Annotated in this window: 16 protein-coding genes; 5 read left to right on the top strand and 11 right to left on the bottom strand. The window is 53.1% G+C overall.

Going from position 1 to position 16,260, the window contains the following annotated elements; genetic code table 11:
- The first annotated feature begins 64 nt into the window (after positions 1-64).
- Complete coding sequence (locus ACFPMF_RS15150; protein WP_379846503.1) at positions 65-505, top strand: NUDIX domain-containing protein; 441 nt, start codon at positions 65-67, stop codon at positions 503-505.
- A 6-nt stretch (positions 506-511) separates the two neighbouring features.
- Here ACFPMF_RS15150 and ACFPMF_RS15145 read toward each other — a convergent pair whose 3' ends face one another.
- From ACFPMF_RS15145 to ACFPMF_RS15105, 9 genes are all read right to left on the bottom strand, one after another.
- The gene (locus tag ACFPMF_RS15145; RefSeq protein WP_379846500.1) at positions 512-1,894 is read right to left on the bottom strand and encodes a high affinity choline transporter 1; all 1,383 of its coding nucleotides are present in this window, start codon (positions 1,892-1,894) and stop codon (positions 512-514) included.
- Positions 1,895-2,407: 513 nt separating this feature from the next.
- Positions 2,408-3,271, bottom strand: coding sequence for an inositol oxygenase family protein (locus ACFPMF_RS15140; protein WP_379846497.1), 864 nt, complete (start codon positions 3,269-3,271; stop codon positions 2,408-2,410).
- A 91-nt stretch (positions 3,272-3,362) separates the two neighbouring features.
- Entirely contained in the window at positions 3,363-4,475 is a 1,113-nt protein-coding gene (locus ACFPMF_RS15135) for a serine hydrolase domain-containing protein (protein WP_379846494.1), read from the bottom strand.
- Positions 4,476-4,509: 34 nt separating this feature from the next.
- Entirely contained in the window at positions 4,510-5,085 is a 576-nt protein-coding gene (locus tag ACFPMF_RS15130; RefSeq protein WP_379846491.1) for a 5-formyltetrahydrofolate cyclo-ligase, read from the bottom strand.
- Positions 5,086-5,089: 4 nt separating this feature from the next.
- Positions 5,090-6,649 (bottom strand): bacillithiol biosynthesis cysteine-adding enzyme BshC, encoded by a 1,560-nt coding sequence (gene bshC, locus ACFPMF_RS15125; RefSeq protein ID WP_379846488.1) that lies wholly within the window; start codon positions 6,647-6,649, stop codon positions 5,090-5,092.
- A gap of 119 nt (positions 6,650-6,768) precedes the next feature.
- Positions 6,769-7,095 carry a PadR family transcriptional regulator gene (locus ACFPMF_RS15120; RefSeq protein WP_379846484.1) on the bottom strand — a complete coding sequence of 109 codons (327 nt, stop codon included), beginning with the start codon at positions 7,093-7,095 and terminating at the stop codon, positions 6,769-6,771.
- Positions 7,096-7,197: 102 nt separating this feature from the next.
- Entirely contained in the window at positions 7,198-7,920 is a 723-nt protein-coding gene (locus tag ACFPMF_RS15115; RefSeq protein WP_379846481.1) for a 3-keto-disaccharide hydrolase, read from the bottom strand.
- A gap of 89 nt (positions 7,921-8,009) precedes the next feature.
- Positions 8,010-9,374, bottom strand: a complete 1,365-nt coding sequence (locus ACFPMF_RS15110; protein WP_379846478.1) for a Gfo/Idh/MocA family protein — start codon at positions 9,372-9,374, stop codon at positions 8,010-8,012.
- A gap of 201 nt (positions 9,375-9,575) precedes the next feature.
- A complete protein-coding gene (locus ACFPMF_RS15105) occupies positions 9,576-10,166 on the bottom strand; it encodes a hypothetical protein (protein WP_379846475.1) in 591 nt (196 codons plus the stop codon).
- A gap of 171 nt (positions 10,167-10,337) precedes the next feature.
- Here ACFPMF_RS15105 and prfA point away from each other — a divergent pair, with 171 nt between their 5' ends.
- A complete protein-coding gene (prfA, locus tag ACFPMF_RS15100; RefSeq protein WP_379846472.1) occupies positions 10,338-11,411 on the top strand; it encodes a peptide chain release factor 1 in 1,074 nt (357 codons plus the stop codon).
- A 58-nt stretch (positions 11,412-11,469) separates the two neighbouring features.
- On the opposite strand, the gene uvrB is transcribed toward prfA, so the two are convergent.
- Positions 11,470-13,497 (bottom strand): excinuclease ABC subunit UvrB, encoded by a 2,028-nt coding sequence (gene uvrB / locus ACFPMF_RS15095; protein WP_379846469.1) that lies wholly within the window; start codon positions 13,495-13,497, stop codon positions 11,470-11,472.
- A 159-nt stretch (positions 13,498-13,656) separates the two neighbouring features.
- On the opposite strand from uvrB, the gene ACFPMF_RS15090 reads away from it, so the two are divergent.
- Entirely contained in the window at positions 13,657-13,911 is a 255-nt protein-coding gene (locus ACFPMF_RS15090; RefSeq protein WP_379846465.1) for a hypothetical protein, read from the top strand.
- A 46-nt stretch (positions 13,912-13,957) separates the two neighbouring features.
- On the opposite strand, the gene ACFPMF_RS15085 is transcribed toward ACFPMF_RS15090, so the two are convergent.
- Complete coding sequence (locus tag ACFPMF_RS15085) at positions 13,958-15,430, bottom strand: M61 family metallopeptidase (RefSeq protein WP_379846462.1); 1,473 nt, start codon at positions 15,428-15,430, stop codon at positions 13,958-13,960.
- 125 nt (positions 15,431-15,555) lie between these two features.
- Between ACFPMF_RS15085 and rpmH the strand changes: the two genes are divergently transcribed.
- The gene (gene rpmH / locus ACFPMF_RS15080) at positions 15,556-15,723 is read left to right on the top strand and encodes a 50S ribosomal protein L34 (protein WP_111628991.1); all 168 of its coding nucleotides are present in this window, start codon (positions 15,556-15,558) and stop codon (positions 15,721-15,723) included.
- Positions 15,724-15,803: 80 nt separating this feature from the next.
- Entirely contained in the window at positions 15,804-16,199 is a 396-nt protein-coding gene (gene rnpA / locus ACFPMF_RS15075) for a ribonuclease P protein component (RefSeq protein WP_379846457.1), read from the top strand.
- The last annotated feature ends 61 nt before the right edge of the window (positions 16,200-16,260 follow it).

Here is a 16,260-nt window from a genome sequence, read left to right as displayed (position 1 = left end):
ATAGTGTTAAAAGTACCGGTTTTGCCGTACTTTACTGTTCAATCCAACAATTTCTTTCCCCACTATGAAAGTACGCCCTGCGGTGCTTCTGATCGAGAATAATCATGTGTTATTGCTGCATTACCGGTACGGTGATGCGGATGTCTATTGCCTGCCCGGCGGCAATCCCGACAAGGGTGAAACGCTGGAACATACCCTTGTCCGGGAATTGCAGGAGGAGTTAGGGGTGGAGGTCGAAATCGGCCCGGTTGCGTTTTTCGGGGAGGTAATAGCTCCGGAAACCGACAAGCCGGACGTGCTGCATGTGGTTTTTGCCGGTCAGCTGATTGGTGGCATTCCGCAGCTCAATCCGGCCGAAACGACGGCGCGGGCCATTGCCTGGAAACCGGTGAGCCAGCTCGACGCCCTGAACCTATACCCGAACGTGGGGCGGAACATTCAGGATTTGCTGTTATCGCAAAATAGCCCCGGTTACATCGGGAAGATCGACCAGACTTTTTTCTAAAACCGGTTACGGGGTTGAAGGGGTTTTGACGGCAAGAAGCGAACCGATCACCATACCGGCGGCACTGGCCAGTAATCCGTACACCAGGGCCGGATAGTCGGTTTCGATGGCCAGACAGGTGAACCAAACCGTAATGCCGATCAGCATCGCCAGAATACAGCCCAGCGTATTGGCCGGTTTCCAGTATAAACCGGCCGTCAGTGGCACAAATAAGGAGACCAGGCTAAAAGCCGACGACTCGCCAACCAGCTCAAAAATGTTGACATCGCGGGTGGCCGTCATCCCCACGCAGATGACGGTGATGGCAGCCACGGCGAGCCGGATAATCAGTAATAGGGTTTTATCGCTGCTATCGGGCCGGAAAAACCGGTAAATGTTCTCCCCAAAAACCGTGGCCGGGGCCAGAATGGCTCCGCTCGACACGCTTAAAATGGCCGATAGCAGGGCGCCGAAAAACAGAATCTGGAGCGGCATACTGCCTTGTTGCAGCACCATATTCGGAATCAGCATCTGGTTGTCCTGGCCCAGATTCGGGTGCAATTGCTTGCCTACCAGACCAATAAATAGCGGCAGCATGGCGATGGTGATGTACAGAAACGACGCCAGATACGACGCCCGGACGGTGGTTCGTTCATCTTTCGCCGACATCACCCGCTGGAACACATCCTGCTGCGGAATGGAACCCAGGCCGATGGTGATCCAGGCGGCAACCCAGCTCACGCTATCTTTGAAGGTGGGAGCGGGGAGTGGATTGAAGAAACCCGGTTTTGTTTTTTGTATGATCGTGGTCAATCCTCCTGTCTGATTATAAAGGATGACTGCGATGATAATCAGGGCAATGACAATGATAATGTTGTGGAGGAAGTCGGTGATCGATAGCGACCACATTCCGCCCATCATCGTGTAAATCATGACAATGATCGCGCTGGACGCAACACACCAGAAAATTGGCAATCCAGTTACCAGATTGAGCACAATCCCGATGGCAATGAACTGGGCCGAAATCCAGCTAAAATAAGAAGGAATGACCAGAACCGCCGAAATGAACTCGGCCGATCGGCCAAACCGCAGGCTGAAGTAATCCGAAAAGGTGGTGATGCCCAGGCGATAGAGGGGTCGGGCGTAGAACGCACCGACCATAAACAGACACAGCGCCGATCCAAACGGTTCTTCAATAATGGCCAGCAAACCGCCCTCAACAAACGTGGCCGGAGCGCCCATGATCGTTTCCGACCCAAACCAGGTCGCAAACGTGGCCGAAGCTGCCAGTGCCAGCGGCAACCGCCGACCGGCCAGCACAAAATCCTGACTGCTGGTAACTTTTCGGGCCGCCCAGGCCCCGATGGCAAGATTGGAAAGGAGATAAAGCGCGATAAAGGTAAGGAGCATTGAAATCGGTGGCTAGTACGGAATTTAAAGCTACAAAAAGCTTTTCAAATCAACGAAAAATTGAATATTCCGAAGCTAATAGTGAAAAAACCGGTTTGGGTCGAAAAGAAGCGGGGGCATACTTATCAATAATGAACTGGTACACCCTGTTGATCCGCTCACATTCCTCCCGGTTACTGTAGTGGGCCCGTTACGATTGCTCTTCGGACTGCTAAACTAAAAAGTGATCCTTCTTACCGGTATGCTACGCGGTTAATCCATCACACAAAATTAGCTAGCCTGCGATCGGGCAGTCAAAGTCGATTACCGGAAACTTAAACTCAGCCGGTATGGAGCCGAATGACTGACGTTTTCGGAAATTCAGTGAGTTATAAGAGGAGGTTGATCGGTGAACTTGATTTCTGGAGTAGCTTGAGAGGGAAAGAGGTGAAGAGCTTTTATGACGTGGTAATGGCCCTGATAAACAAAAAAGCCGATGTTGTAACACCGGCTTTCTGTATAGCTAAAAAGATTTTACAGCCGAATCGTTGCGGGCAAGTACTTCGCAATCAGGTCTTCGTAATACGGTTTCAACTCCGACACGACCGGCGTAACCGGGCTTTTCGAGTACAGATCGTACGGGTTGAATTTATTGACCCACTTGAACATCTCCCGGTCATGATCATCCATGAGGTGATCGTAGGCGTTTTCGCGGTGTTGCGCGTAGAACGAGTGATACCGGATCATGTACAGCGCCGGTTCGGGCAGGTGATCCTTCGTAATGTGGTACAGGTACTCGTCGTGGCCCCACGACATGGTGACATTCCGCAAGCCACAGTTGGGCTTGTAAACGCCGTATTTGGTATTATACCGTTCGTCTTTTGAATCCGGGTTGCTTTCGAAAAATTCCGGATACACAATGCGGTCGGAATGTGCACAGCCCACCGGGAACGTATCGCCCACCACGGCCCATTGCGGCTCCCCGAATAGACAGAGCACCTTGCCCATGTCGTGCAGAAAACCGGTCAGTACGAACCAGTCGGGGTGGCCGTCGGCGCGAATGGCTTCGGCGGTTTGCAGCAGGTGCTGCAACTGATCGAGTTCAATATCCGGGTCCGAATCATCAACCAGCGTGTTCAAAAACTCCATGGCCCCCCAGACCGGGATTTCCTTCTTGTCAAATTTCAGAAACTCCGCCCGCTTCTGTTGCACGAAATCATACGTCTGGTACGTGTGGTTCAGCCGGTAGAACTCCCGCACCGTATCGCGGGCCGGATTATCGTAATTACGGTATTCTTCTTTTGCTTTATGCTCTGGTTCAGGGTAGCGGATCAGCAGATCGTCTTCCCATTGTTCCAGGCTGCTGAGTGGATTGTTCTCGGTTTCAGTAAATGCCATAGTAAGGTAGCTATTAGTAAGCCAGTTATCGGGTTGTAAAATTAAGAATTCCCGGGACTATTTCAAGTGGGATGCTATTTGAAATAGCCAGTCAATTCGTCAGATTGTGCAACGCCCAGATGTCGCCCGAAAGTTCAATAGCCGGTTTTAAGGCATTCAGAATGTCCGCAAAAGGCCGGTGGTTATCGGCCAGGTTAGAAAACAGAACAACCAGTGTTTTCTGCGCCGGAATCCAGACCACGCAATTGCTGAAACCGCACGTACTGCCGGAATGAAACAACGCCTGCGTACCGGTCTTTGTTTGGGTGAAAAACCAGCCTAGACCGTAAAAACCGTTTGCGGGTCCGTTGAGTGGAACCTGGACACGTTCGAGCTGCTGGGGCAGGTTAACGAGTTGATTTGTAGTCAGGGCATCGTTCCATTTTTTATAATCCGTCAGGGAAGTATAGACGCAGCCGTCGCCTTTGGTACCGCTCGTTACGCTCTGGTCCGAAAACCGGATGGTATTGTCGGGATTCCGCGCGTAGCCCATCGCCCGGTTCGGAATGGTGCGACCAGGTTCGTACAATGTCGTCTGATTCATGCCCAGCGGTTTGAAAATATGCTCGGTGATGAAATCCAGATACGGTTGTTTCGCAACCCGTTCCACCACCTGCGTCAACAGGCAGAAAGCCGAATTGCTGTAGCGAAACCGGCTGCCTGGTTCAAAGTAGGTGGAGTCCTGCGGTTTTAGCAACTCCAGCACTTCGGCGTCAAAAATCTGGTCTTTTCGGTCGGAAGCCAGTAATGACTCGTAATCCAGCAGGCCCGAGGTATGCGTCAGCAAATGCCGTAGTTTGATTTTCTGGCCGACGTGCGGGTTGAAGTCCGGGAAAAACCGGAGCAGGGTATCGTCGAACGACAGCTTTTTCTGTTTTTCCAGCAGCAGAATACACAGGGCCGTAAACTGCTTGGAAACCGATGCCATCCGGAAATTGGTTTCGGGCGTAATCGGCATTTGGGTTTCCCGGTTCGCCAGCCCAACGCCCCGGTTGTAGACGGTTTTTCCATCCCTTACTACCAGCAATGCCCCGCCGGGCTGACTGGCCGGAAAATGGCGCGCCATCACGGCGTTGAGTGCGACCTCGGGCGCGGCCCCGGTTTTCTGCGCCAGAGCGGTTTGAATAGTCAGCCACATAAAACACGCGAATGCATAACGTTTCATTCCGGTAATCTACGAAAAGAAGCAATAGAAGCGATCAGGAGAACGTCCAGGACCGGGAGGGCGTCAGACAGCCATCCAACGGAATGTCGCCTTCAAAAACATCGGCAATCCGGTCGACCGGATCGAACAGCGACAGGCCCAGCTTCAGGCAGTCGGGACGGCATTCCGCCAGAAAGCGGTCGTAGAAACCGCCCCCGTAGCCCACGCGCTGGCCCGTCTGGTCGAAGGCCAGCAGCGGGACCAGCACCAGATCGAACGACGATGGCTGAATACGGGACAACGAATGCGGTTCGGGAATGCCGTAACGGCTTTTCGTGAATGCGGTCGCCGGGGCGATGGCGTAATGTTCCAACGTTCCGGCCACCAGGTCCGTCACGGGCGCGGCTACCCGAACCGCCGGAAAATCCCGCCAGAGCCGCCGGACAATCAGCCAGGTATCGACTTCCTGCTGGTTTTCGATGGGCAGAAACGTACTGAGAACGAAATCCGGCTTTGGCGAAAAGATCCCGAAAAACCGCTCGGTAATGGCTTCGCAACGGGTTTGCCACTCGGCTTGCGGTAGCATCCGGCGCTTCTGGCGAAACTCGGCGCGCAGTTCGGCTTTGGTCATGCGGTCAGTCTTTCACTATCAGCATCTGGTATTCCAGCGGATCGAAAACCGCCAGCAGCTTCCGGACAAATTGCGGGTCGTTCAACTGGAAATTGAGGTAATTTTCGGTCCGCTCCTGAATGCCGCCGTTCGGAAATAACTTGTTTTTCAGGGTCATTAGCTGGCTTAATACCGTTTCGTAATTCTTCTCTTCGGTGCGTTTCAGGCGCTTTTCCAGGTGATCGATGGTGTGCATCAACCGGGTTTGCTCGGCCAGCACAGCCCCTTCCAGCGACTTGTCAACTTTAACGGACTTATGCAGAATTTCCATAAAACACTGTTGCAGACAGGTTTTCTGCTCCGAAAGATCGAGGGAGTTTTCGCTGATCCGCTGCGTGTAGGTCCGGCGCAGTTTTACGTCGTCCCAGAACAGTTCTTCGGGCGATACGCCCAGTTTTTCCATTTTTTTAGCGCTGGCCGGGTTGACATACAACGCAAAATTGCGGGGCATCAGCAGCGGGAACGGAATCCGGAAATACGCAAAAACGCCCTTCAGTTGCAGCCAGTACGGCACTTCGGAGGGGCCACCGATATAGGTCAGGTTGGGCAGAATCACTTCCTGATACACCGGGCGCAGCACGACGTTCGGACTGAAATGCTCCGGATGCTCGTCGGCCAGCGTCAGCAGTTCGTCTTTCGAAAACCGCCGTTCGGTATTCAGTACTTCGTACCATTCGGTTCCATCGGCCTTTTTCTTCAGCACGATTCGCTCCCGGAGCTGGTCATCCAGGTAAAAAAGATTGATGGCGCGGGGCGTGATCTGGGTGCGGTAGCCAAGCGCTTCGAGTTGCTCGCTGGTTTGGGTCACGATGTCGCCTGTGGCCTGGTTCAGCAGTTCGTCCTTGATAACGGGCGCAAAAAGTTGCTTCAGTTCCGCATCGTCGGGGTCCAGGCAAATCAGCCCTTCCTGGCCCAGCAGTTCATGGACGTACCAGCGCACGGCATCGGAAAGGGTAGTCTGTTTCAGGTAGGCGTCTTCAAACAGGAACAGTTTCTCCGGCATCTGATCGAACACGGTTTTCAGTTCCTGCGGGTTCATGCGCCCGACGGCCCCGCGCTGCTCCGTTTCCCAGGTGTAGCTTTTGCCAAAGAGGGTAAAATGATTGATTTCGGCAAAATCGTGATCCTCGGACGCCATCCAGTAAATGGGTACAAACCGGTAGTCCGGATACGTTTCGTTCAGCTTTTTAGCCAGGTTGACCGTTGTGATCCACTTGTAGAGCACGTAAAGCGGCCCCGTAAAAATATTGAGCTGGTGGCCCGTCGTAACGGTAAAGGTGTTCGGTTGCAGAAGAATCGTAAAATCCGGTTTATTGGGAATGTGGTGGTACTGTCGTTCCAGAACCTCCACCAGCGTCTGGCGCTTGCTATCGTCGAACGCCCGGTTTTTGATTTGTTCTTTAAACGCTTCCAGGGTCGGAAAACGGTCGTAATAGGACTGAAGGGCTTCGTGTTGGGAAAGGTAGTCGAGAAACAGAGACGAAAACTGGCCGGTAGCGTTTAGCGGGAGGTACTGACAGTCCATGAAAACGGGATTTTTGACTGTGAACACAGAATGTGGAATCATGGTTCGGACGTTTCCACAGGAATACATGAATGGCAATACAAGCGATGCGGGTTTGCCGCCGTAAAGCGGCCCAACAATCAGGCCAGATTGGTTTTCGGAATCAGATTCCAGAGGTGATTCCGGGTGTTGTGAATCTCTTCCAGCGCCCGGGTTCCGCCCAGCGTAACGGTGAAAAACCGCTTCCGCCGACCTCCGCGCTCGGTGGTAGCTCCGCCCATTTTCGAACTCAGATAGCCTTTTTCTTCGAGCCGCTGCAAGGTGGCATGAATCGCGCTCAGGCTGACCATGCGGCCGGTTTGCTTTTCAATTTCCTCAAGAATGCTTACGCCGTAGGCTTGCCCGTTCAGCATGGCAACAGTCAGCAGCGTTAGTTCTTCAAACTCGCCTAAATACGGCCGATTCATATTTGTTTAGGTTTTGTAAAACAAATATAACGAAGAACGGGCAAAGAAATAACAAAAGAGAGGAACGGACAAAATCAGCGAATGGAGCCTTAGGCTGACGTTTTATAACGGCCGGATCTTGATGTTTCGGTACCAGACACTGCTGCCCCAATCCTGCAAACCGATGCGCCCGGCATACTGTCCTTTGCTGATCGGGGCGGTTTTCAGGTTGCTGGCGGCAATGCGTTTTTTCCAGTCGTCGCTGTCGAGGTTGTGTTCCTGAATCAGATAACCGTTCATATACACCGATAGAACCCTGCCCTTCAGCTTGAAATGAATCTGGTTCCATTCGCCTACGGGTTTCGGTTCGCGGATGCGCGCGTTGGCCACGCTGAAAAAGTCACCCGCCCGGTGCGTGTTTTCCGGCGCACCTTCATAAATGGCGTTGTCGAGCACCTGCAGTTCCAGCCCCGTATGGTAGATTTCCTTGTGCTGCGGGGCTTCGGTCACAAAAAAGAAAATCCCGCTGTTGGTAAACCGCTCGACTTTGAAGTCTGCTTTAAACTCAAAATCACCGGTGAACGTCTGATCGGTGGCCAGGTCGCCCCCGTTTTTGGCCTTGTTTCCGGCGCGTTCGGGTACATTCAGTTTCAGTGCCCCGTTATCGACGATCCAGGCCGAGCCAATGCCGGTTTTGCCGTACGTATGCCAGCCGGAAACATCCTTGCCGTTAAAGAGTAATTTCCAGCCGTCCTTTTTTTCCTGAGGAGTAAGCGTGTTGGGCGTCTGGGCAAAAAGAGGTAGCGCTAAAACCGCCAAAAGTGCGGTCAGGAGGTTTTTTTTCATTGAATATCAAGAGAAAAGACAGGAGACAAGAGAGGTTGGACAAGAACCTGTACACTTCGTCTCTTGTCTAACCTCTCTTGTCGAATCAACTACATCACCCAGCCCTGGCGGTATTCGCGTTTCAGGTACTGGTTCAGTTCCGGGGCGTTGGTAAACTGCATGGTTTTGGTATCCCAGTTCAGCTTGGTGCCCTGTTTGTAGAGGGCTACGATGCCGAGCAGCATGGTTTCGCACAACGGACCAGCGTATTCGAACGGCGAAACCGCTTTGCCATTTCCTTTGCAGGCTTCGGCCCAGTTACGTTCGTGGCTCATGCCCACCCGCGGAATCGTTTGCGCCGGTTTTTTGTACGAATCCATTTTTTCCTGCGGCAACAGACGCGGTTTGGAGCCGTAGGTTTCGTGGAAGAGTTTTCCTTTCGTACCGACGTAAAGGACCCCGCCACTTTTCGGTACGGGACCGTCGCCAAACTCCAGCGGTTTCGGCGGCAGAATACCGCCATCGTACCAGGTCATGACCAGCGGTTTTTTCTTGTCTTTGGTTTCAAATTCGTAGGTCACCATCGACGCCACCGGGTAGCTCTGCTTGTTGAACGGCGTCGAAGACGCTTCCACGCTGATGGGCGGGTTCAGGCCCAGCGCCCAGTAGGGGTGATCGACCAGGTGCGCACCCATGTCGCCCAGTGCCCCCGCGCCGTAATCGACCCAGCCCCGCCATTTGAAAGGCGTGTAGGCCGGATTGTAGGGCCGGTGCGGAGCGGGCCCCAGAAACAGTTCCCAATCCAGGGTCGAGGGCACATCCACGGCTTCTTTCGGAAAATCCATGCCCTGCGGCCAGATGGGGCGGTTGGTCCAGACGTGCACTTCCTGCACCTTCCCAATCGCGCCGTCGGCAATCCATTCGTTGATCAGCCGGGCGTCGTCGTTCGAGTGGCCCTGGTTGCCCATCTGGGTGACAACTTTCGGATTTTCTTTCGCCAGCCGGGCCAGCTCGCGCGATTCCCAGACCGTCACGGTCAGCGGTTTTTGCACGTAAACGTGCTTGCCGAGCTTCATGGCCGCCGAGGTAATAACGCCGTGCAGGTGGTCGGGCGTGGCCACCACCACGCCGTCGATGTCTTTCTGGGCTTCGAGCATCTTGCGGTAATCCTTGTACCGCTTGGCATTCGGGTATTTTTCAAAAACCGGGGCCGCATATTTCTCATCGACATCGCAGAGCGCGACAATGTTTTCGGTAGGGGCCAAGGCGTTGAGGTTGCTCTTGCCCATACCGCCGATCCCGACCCCGGCAACGTTCAATTTGTCCGAAGGGGCAATCACCCTCGACCCGTTGGCCTGTTTTCCGCCCAGTACATGACGGGGCAGAATGGTCACTCCGGCCAGGGCCAGCGACGAGGCTTTGACAAAACCGCGACGGCTAACCGACTGATCTGGTTTGTTGTTCAGATGGCTCATACGTGAAATTCCTAGATAGATAAGGGATGGAACGCGAATGTGTCAAAAATACAAAATCGTTGTTTCTGCGGTACTATTTGATCGTTTTTTTGTCCAATTAAAGGCGCAAAGCCATTTCTTTTCTGAATTAAAAAACCGCTATTCGGTTGGCTGAGGCCCGGATAGCGGTCAAAAGGGTTGGGTACGGTTTTACGAAACGTGTTATTGCAGTTTCTTCGGATCGATCCGCCGGATGACTTCCCGTTTTTTGAAAACCACGCGCCAGACCACGAATGGCGGTGTTGCCTGGTCTGAGCAGGTTTTGCAGATAAGATCGTCGGGCGCGACAGGGGCATTATAGACAAACAACGTGTCGCTCAGTTTCTGGATGTTGTCGTTTTGTTCAAGGTTGTTCTGGGCGTTGTAGAAATAAGCCGCTAGCAATTCCTGCTCCTTGGTGTTTAAAACCGGGTTGGCCGTATCCTTCGCGCTCAGCAGGTCGATGGTCACGGCGTATTTTTTCGCCAGTTTCTGAATGACCGGTAGGTTTCCCACGGAGCAGCGCGCGGTGTCGCCGGTATTTTTCTGCAACTCGGTCGTCAGCGCTTTCCGGGCGGTTTGCACGAGGGATTTTCCCCATTCATCGACGGTGGTTGTCAGTTGGGCATCCGTGACCCGTTTGATTTTCCGGTCGTTCATTTCCTGCGCCAGTTCTTTGGTATTCTGGTTGCGGTCGGGTGTGCAGGCCGTGAAATACAGGCCGAAAAACAGCCCACTGAGAAGAAAAAACCAATTCGAAACGATACGGTTCATGGGGAGGAACTTAGTGCGATATATTCTTGTCATTTAGCTGGATAACGATGCAACGGGCCGTTTCGTTGACAAATGTACGGCGGAACCGTGGTCTGACCGAATTTTCGTAGATTTGTATGAAAATTAGGCCGTCTGCTTCGTTATGCGATTGTCCTGAATCTTTTCTATCCCATGATTGACCAGTTAGAAGCCATAAAAGAGCGGTTTGAGGAGGTTTCTCAGCAAATTATGATGCCGGAAATTGTTTCGGATCAGAAGAAATACACCAAGCTGAGCAAGGAGTACAAAGACCTCGACAAGATCGTCAAGCAGTATCAGCAGTATAAAAAGCTGTTGCAGGATATCGATGGTGCCAAGGAAATTCTGGCGACGGAGCGCGACGAAGACTTACGCGAACTCGCCAAGGCCGAACTTGACGAGCTCCAGCCGCAGCGGGAACCGATGGAGGAAGTATTGAAAGAAATGCTGATTCCGAAAGACCCGAACGACAGCAAGAACGTCATCCTCGAAGTTCGGGCCGGAACCGGGGGCGACGAAGCCTCCATTTTTGCGGGAGATATTTTCCGGATGTACCAGCGCCTGTGCGACCGCATGGGGTGGCGGATGTCGCTGATGGATTATACGGAAGGCACCTCCGGCGGTTATAAGGAAATTGTTGCCCAGATTGAAGGCGAAGACGTCTACGGCAAACTGAAGTTCGAATCGGGCGTTCACCGCGTGCAGCGCGTTCCGGCCACCGAATCGCAGGGCCGGATTCATACCTCGGCGGCCAGCGTGGCGGTGTTGCCCGAAGCCGAAGAAGTGGACGTGCAGATCAACATGAACGACGTTCGGAAAGATACGTTCTGTTCGTCGGGCGCGGGCGGGCAGTCGGTCAACACAACCTACTCGGCGGTTCGGCTGACGCACATTCCGTCGGGTCTGGTCGTGCAGTGCCAGGATGAACGTTCGCAGTTGAAAAACTTCGACAAAGCCCTGACGGTTTTGCGGTCGCGGCTGTACGAAATCGAGTTACAGCGGCACAACGACGAAATTAGTTCACAGCGCAAGTCGATGGTGGGCAGTGGCGACCGGTCCGACAAAATCCGGACGTACAATTATCCCCAAAGCCGGGTCACCGACCATCGTATTGGCCTGACGGTTTACAACCTGCCGTCGGTGATGGACGGTAACATCGATGATTTTATCGAGCAGCTCCGGATCGCCGAAAACGCGGAACGCATGAAAGAAGCCGCCATGGCTTAAAACTAGTTCTGTTCCGGCGGACTAACTTCATACCGTTTTAGCCCGCCGGAACAGAATCTTATACCTGAGCTGTTTTCAAGCGATCGCGCAGTTGAAATAGCTCATCGCGCAAACGAGCCGCTTCAAGGAAATCCAACTCCTTGGCGGCTTTTTCCATTTTTTGCTGCGTTTCCTTAATCACCTGCTCCAGATCGTTTTTCCCCATGTATTGCACCACCGGGTCGGCGGCAATCCGGAACTCGTCGGGCTCGACGTAGTATTGCTTGACCGCCGGCCGTGAATCGGCAATGCTGGTTTGGCCCATAATGGCGTCGTGGGATTTCAAAACCGTCGTGGGCGTAATCCCGTGTTCGAGGTTGTAAGCCATCTGGATTTCGCGCCGGCGGTTGGTTTCGCTGATCGCTTTTTCCATCGAGCCCGTAATGCGGTCGGCATACATCAGCACCTTCCCGTTGGCATTTCGGGCAGCCCGCCCAATAGTCTGAATCAGCGAACGGATGTCGCGCAGGAAGCCTTCTTTGTCGGCATCCATAATCGCGACGAGTGACACTTCCGGCAAATCGAGTCCTTCCCGCAGCAGGTTGACGCCCACCAGGACGTCAAAAACACCCAGCCGCAATTCCCGCAGAATTTCAACCCGATCCAGGGCTTTGACCTCCGAATGGATGTAACGGCCTTTGATGCCCACCCGCTCCAGGTATTTGCTGAGTTCTTCGGCCATGCGTTTGGTCAGTGTCGTCACCAAAACCCGTTCCTTGCGTTTGACGCGACTGTCGATTTCCTCGAGCAAATCATCGATCTGGTTGAGGCTGGGCCGTACCTGAATCTCGGGATCGAGCAGACCCGTCGGGCGAATTAATTGTTCGACCACGACGCCTTCACTCCGGCGCAGTTCGTAATCGGCGGGGGTCGCGCTGACGTAAACGGTTTGGTCGGTTAATTCTTCAAATTCCTGGAACGTCAGCGGCCGGTTGTCCAGCGCCGAGGGTAATCGAAACCCGTAATCGACGAGTGCTTCTTTCCGGGAACGGTCACCGCCCCACATGGCCCGGATTTGCGGCATTGTCACGTGACTTTCGTCCACCACCGTCAGAAAATCATCGGGGAAATAATCGAGCAGACAGAACGGCCGCTGTCCCGGCAGTCGCCGGTCGAAATACCGCGAATAGTTTTCAATACCGGAACAGTAGCCCAGCTCGCGCATCATTTCAATGTCGAACTCGGTGCGTTCCTTGATCCGCTCGGCTTCCAGATTCCGGAATTCCGATTCAAAATACCGGATTTGGGCTACCAGATCGTTCTGAATTTCGCCAATGGCCATGTTCAGCGTATCGCGGCCGGTTACGAAGAGATTGGCCGGGAAGATGGCAATCATCCGGTCGTCGGCCAGTTTTTTGCCCGAAGCCGGATCAATGCGCTGAATGGCTTCGATTTCGTCACCGAAGAAAATGACCCGGTACGCAAAATCCGCGTAACCGGGAAAGATATCGACCGTATCGCCCTTCACCCGGAACGTGCCCCGGGTAAATTCCACTTCGGTCCGGCTGTAGAGGATTTCAACCAGCTTGAAAAGAAACTGGTTGCGGCTGATGGTTTCTCCCACGCCCAGCCGGATGATGCTTTTCTGGTATTCCCGCGGATTTCCCGCGCCGTAAATGCAGGAAACCGACGCAATGACGACAATATCCCGCCGACCACTCATCAGGGCCGAAACCGTTGCCAGCCGCAGCTTGTCGATTTCTTCATTGATGGCGAGGTCTTTTTCAATGTACGTATTCGTCGTCGCGATGAACGCTTCGGGCTGGTAATAATCGTAGTATGAAATGAAATAATGAACGGCATTGTCGGGAAAGAACTGCTTGAACTCGCCGTAGAGCTGAGCCGCCAGCGTTTTGTTGTGGCTGAGTACGAGCGTTGGGCGGTTAAGCTGCGCAATGACGTTGGCTACCGTAAACGTTTTTCCGGAGCCGGTAACACCCAATAAGACCTGAGAAGGTTCGCCTTCCTGAATCCCTTTTACCAGCTTTTCAATAGCCTGCGGCTGGTCGCCAGTGGGTTTAAATTCTGAAGTCAGCTTGAAATTCATAACAAGCTAAGATACGGAAAAATGTTGTCGGAAACAAAGGCGGTTTAAAAGTTAACGGCGCATTCCGAAGATTGTTAGCGTGGGGGCCATTGGGTTGTTTTTGGGAACAACGCCGGCCAGCCGGCGTTATCGGATTACTAACTCAACGTTCATACTATCATGGAAAACAACCTGAAAAAAGGAAGCCGCAGCCTGACCATCGGGCTGGGAATGCTGTTAACGGTCTTCTGCTTGAATTGTAATTCCAAAACGGAAAACACCGCCACCAGCGTTGACTCGACGGAAATGGCTCAGGATACCAGCATCATGGGCATTCAGGGCGACACCACTACGAACACGCTGGATGCGCCCCAGGCCGCGCAGGGGGATACCGGACAAACCCTGCCCGAGATGCGTGCCAGGAAGAAACAGTAAGTCCTTCCCTGACAGTGGAAGCTCTGTCAGGGGATTTTTTACGTTGCTACGCCAGTCGTGACTGTTCGCCCAGCCAGCGCAGGCGGTTTTGCTGCCCTGCTGCGTCATCAACGAGCGTTAGCAGAACGGAGGGCGCACTCACCAGATCCGTCGTGTCGGATTCGAGTCGCAAACCAATAAACGCCAGGTAGTCGTTGAGCCGGTTTTCCAGCGGTTCGTTGCCAAAAATGCAATGGTCGTAATACCAGTCGAGGGGCTCGCCGGCCACTTCTTCCGTCACGGCGCGGTATTCTCCAAGCGTATACCCGACAAACGGTTTGCCAAACCGCTCCCACATCAGGCGCATCACATCGTCCAGCGACCGTTCGTGGTTCCACTTCCGGCGGATGTGCAAATCCAGGATCAGAGCCACAGTAGCGCCTTTGTAATACACCGACACTTTCCGGTTCGGTACGCCCTTGTCGTAACCGTCCAGCCACAAATCCCAGGACGATTCGACCAGCGACTGAAAGGCCCGCCCACTGGGTTCGAAATGGCGTTTCAGCAATACCTGAAATTCTTTGAAGTAGGCCGCATCGTCGAAAACGCCCGCCCGACGAAGCATTAAATCGCCGTAATACGTCGTCACCCCCTCGGCCACGAAGCAGGTTGTGAAGTAATTTTCCTTCGTAAAATCATAGGGCAGCAATTCCGCCGGGCGGATGCGAATCACGTTCCAGGCATGGAACAGTTCGTGCGACGAAACACCCAGCAAGTCGGTATACAGTCCTTCGCCCTCGTCGTTCGGGCCGAGCACGAGCATGGTGGAATTACGGTGTTCGACGCCGTGGTAAAACGCCGTCGGCAGAATCAGGGTCAGGAAGTGGTACTCTTTTTCCGGAAACGAGCCGAAAAGCCGGATTTGGGCTTCCGAAAACCGCCGGAAATCGTGCGTGATGCGTTCCCAGTCCGGTTTGATCGCGCCCTGCATCCAGACGTGAAAAACCGTTTCGCCTACTTCATAATCGGCCCGTTGCAAATCCGGTGAAGCGATCAGCGGACAATCCACCAGTTCGTAAAAATCCGCAGCCGTCAGCGTTTGAGAACCGGTTTTTGATAAACCGCAGGCAATCTGCCAGTTGTCGGGAATGACCAGTTCGAGCGTGCAGTTTTCCCGCAGGCGGTCGTCGGCATAGAGGCAGAGATTGATCGGATTGAGGTATAAAAGCCGGTCGTCGGCGTAGCTGGTTCCGGCGTTAATGACGTTGCTGTAATAGGTATACCGGGCTACCAGCGCCGACACCCCTTCGGTTTGCACCCGCCAGCGGTCTTTGGTGATTTTCTGAAAGGGTAGCGGTTTGCCGGTGGGGTCGAAAATTTCGAACCGCTGAATGTTTTTGGCAAAGTTTTGCAGTTCATACCGACCGGGGCGCCAGGCCGGGAGTTGCAACTCAACGGTGGGGCTGGAAAGATCCGTCAGAAAAAACTCAACTTCAATGATTCGGGACGAAGGGTTGCTGGAAGAAATACGGTAGTGCATAGTTGCGAATATAACCCCTTGTTGATGAAAACGCTAAATCTCCAATTCAAACTTGTTTCGTTCCGTAACATTGTCTACCTTTGCAGACTCATTTGAAAATAGGGATTTTTAAGATATACTAAGTCATGAAAAGAACGTTTCAACCTTCGAACCGCAAACGCCGGAACAAACACGGTTTTCGTGAGCGCATGGCCTCGGCCAATGGTCGCCGGGTTCTGGCCGCTCGTCGCGCCAAAGGACGTCATAAACTGACGGTTTCAGACGAGAAAAAAGGCGATCGGTTTAAGATTTAATGAGTCGTTTAAGGTTTGAGGTTTAAGGTTTAATGTGTGAAAACAACCTTAAACCTTAAACCTCAAACCTTAAACGAACCATGAAGCAAACGTTCACGAAATCCGAACGGCTTTGCAGTAAAAAAACCATCGGACAGTTATTTCAGAAAGGTAGTGCGACCACGCGGACGTTCTACCTTTTTCCATTTCGACTCCTCTACACCGCCGACTCCGAACGTGGCCATCCAGCCGGGACCGATCCGCTGCCCGCCATCCTGATTTCGGTTTCCAGTCGTAATTTCAAAAAAGCCGTCGACCGCAACCTCATCCGCCGTCGCGTTCGGGAAGCCTACCGGAAGAACAAGTCACTTTTATGGGGCACACCCGACAAACCGAAGCAACCGCCGGCTTATATTGTCTTTTTATATACCGCCCGCGAGAAAATTTCGTTTGAAGAGATAGAAAAAAGTATGAAATTAGCTTTGGCTCGTGTGTAGATGAAAGAAATGAGAAGATAGACAAGCGACACTTTGGCTGTTTCAACGTCTTTTTTCTCCT

The organism is Larkinella bovis, assembly GCF_042655385.1.
GTDB classification, from domain to species: domain Bacteria; phylum Bacteroidota; class Bacteroidia; order Cytophagales; family Spirosomataceae; genus Larkinella; species Larkinella bovis.
The sequence above is the reverse complement of the archived record's forward strand: the minus strand, read 5'-3'. Positions and strand labels throughout refer to the sequence as shown.

Bases quoted from the DNA above. Each gene is read 5' to 3' on its own strand.
- ACFPMF_RS15150 (WP_379846503.1), top strand. From the start codon at position 65: ATGAAAGTACGCCCTGCGGTGCTTCTGATCGAGAATAATCATGTGTTA.
- ACFPMF_RS15145 (WP_379846500.1), bottom strand. From the start codon at position 1,894: ATGCTCCTTACCTTTATCGCGCTTTATCTCCTTTCCAATCTTGCCATC.
- ACFPMF_RS15140 (WP_379846497.1), bottom strand. From the start codon at position 3,271: ATGGCATTTACTGAAACCGAGAACAATCCACTCAGCAGCCTGGAACAA.
- ACFPMF_RS15135 (WP_379846494.1), bottom strand. From the start codon at position 4,475: ATGAAACGTTATGCATTCGCGTGTTTTATGTGGCTGACTATTCAAACC.
- ACFPMF_RS15130 (WP_379846491.1), bottom strand. From the start codon at position 5,085: ATGACCAAAGCCGAACTGCGCGCCGAGTTTCGCCAGAAGCGCCGGATG.
- bshC (WP_379846488.1), bottom strand. From the start codon at position 6,649: ATGGACTGTCAGTACCTCCCGCTAAACGCTACCGGCCAGTTTTCGTCT.
- ACFPMF_RS15120 (WP_379846484.1), bottom strand. From the start codon at position 7,095: ATGAATCGGCCGTATTTAGGCGAGTTTGAAGAACTAACGCTGCTGACT.
- ACFPMF_RS15115 (WP_379846481.1), bottom strand. From the start codon at position 7,920: ATGAAAAAAAACCTCCTGACCGCACTTTTGGCGGTTTTAGCGCTACCT.
- ACFPMF_RS15110 (WP_379846478.1), bottom strand. From the start codon at position 9,374: ATGAGCCATCTGAACAACAAACCAGATCAGTCGGTTAGCCGTCGCGGT.
- ACFPMF_RS15105 (WP_379846475.1), bottom strand. From the start codon at position 10,166: ATGAACCGTATCGTTTCGAATTGGTTTTTTCTTCTCAGTGGGCTGTTT.
- prfA (WP_379846472.1), top strand. From the start codon at position 10,338: ATGATTGACCAGTTAGAAGCCATAAAAGAGCGGTTTGAGGAGGTTTCT.
- uvrB (WP_379846469.1), bottom strand. From the start codon at position 13,497: ATGAATTTCAAGCTGACTTCAGAATTTAAACCCACTGGCGACCAGCCG.
- ACFPMF_RS15090 (WP_379846465.1), top strand. From the start codon at position 13,657: ATGGAAAACAACCTGAAAAAAGGAAGCCGCAGCCTGACCATCGGGCTG.
- ACFPMF_RS15085 (WP_379846462.1), bottom strand. From the start codon at position 15,430: ATGCACTACCGTATTTCTTCCAGCAACCCTTCGTCCCGAATCATTGAA.
- rpmH (WP_111628991.1), top strand. From the start codon at position 15,556: ATGAAAAGAACGTTTCAACCTTCGAACCGCAAACGCCGGAACAAACAC.
- rnpA (WP_379846457.1), top strand. From the start codon at position 15,804: ATGAAGCAAACGTTCACGAAATCCGAACGGCTTTGCAGTAAAAAAACC.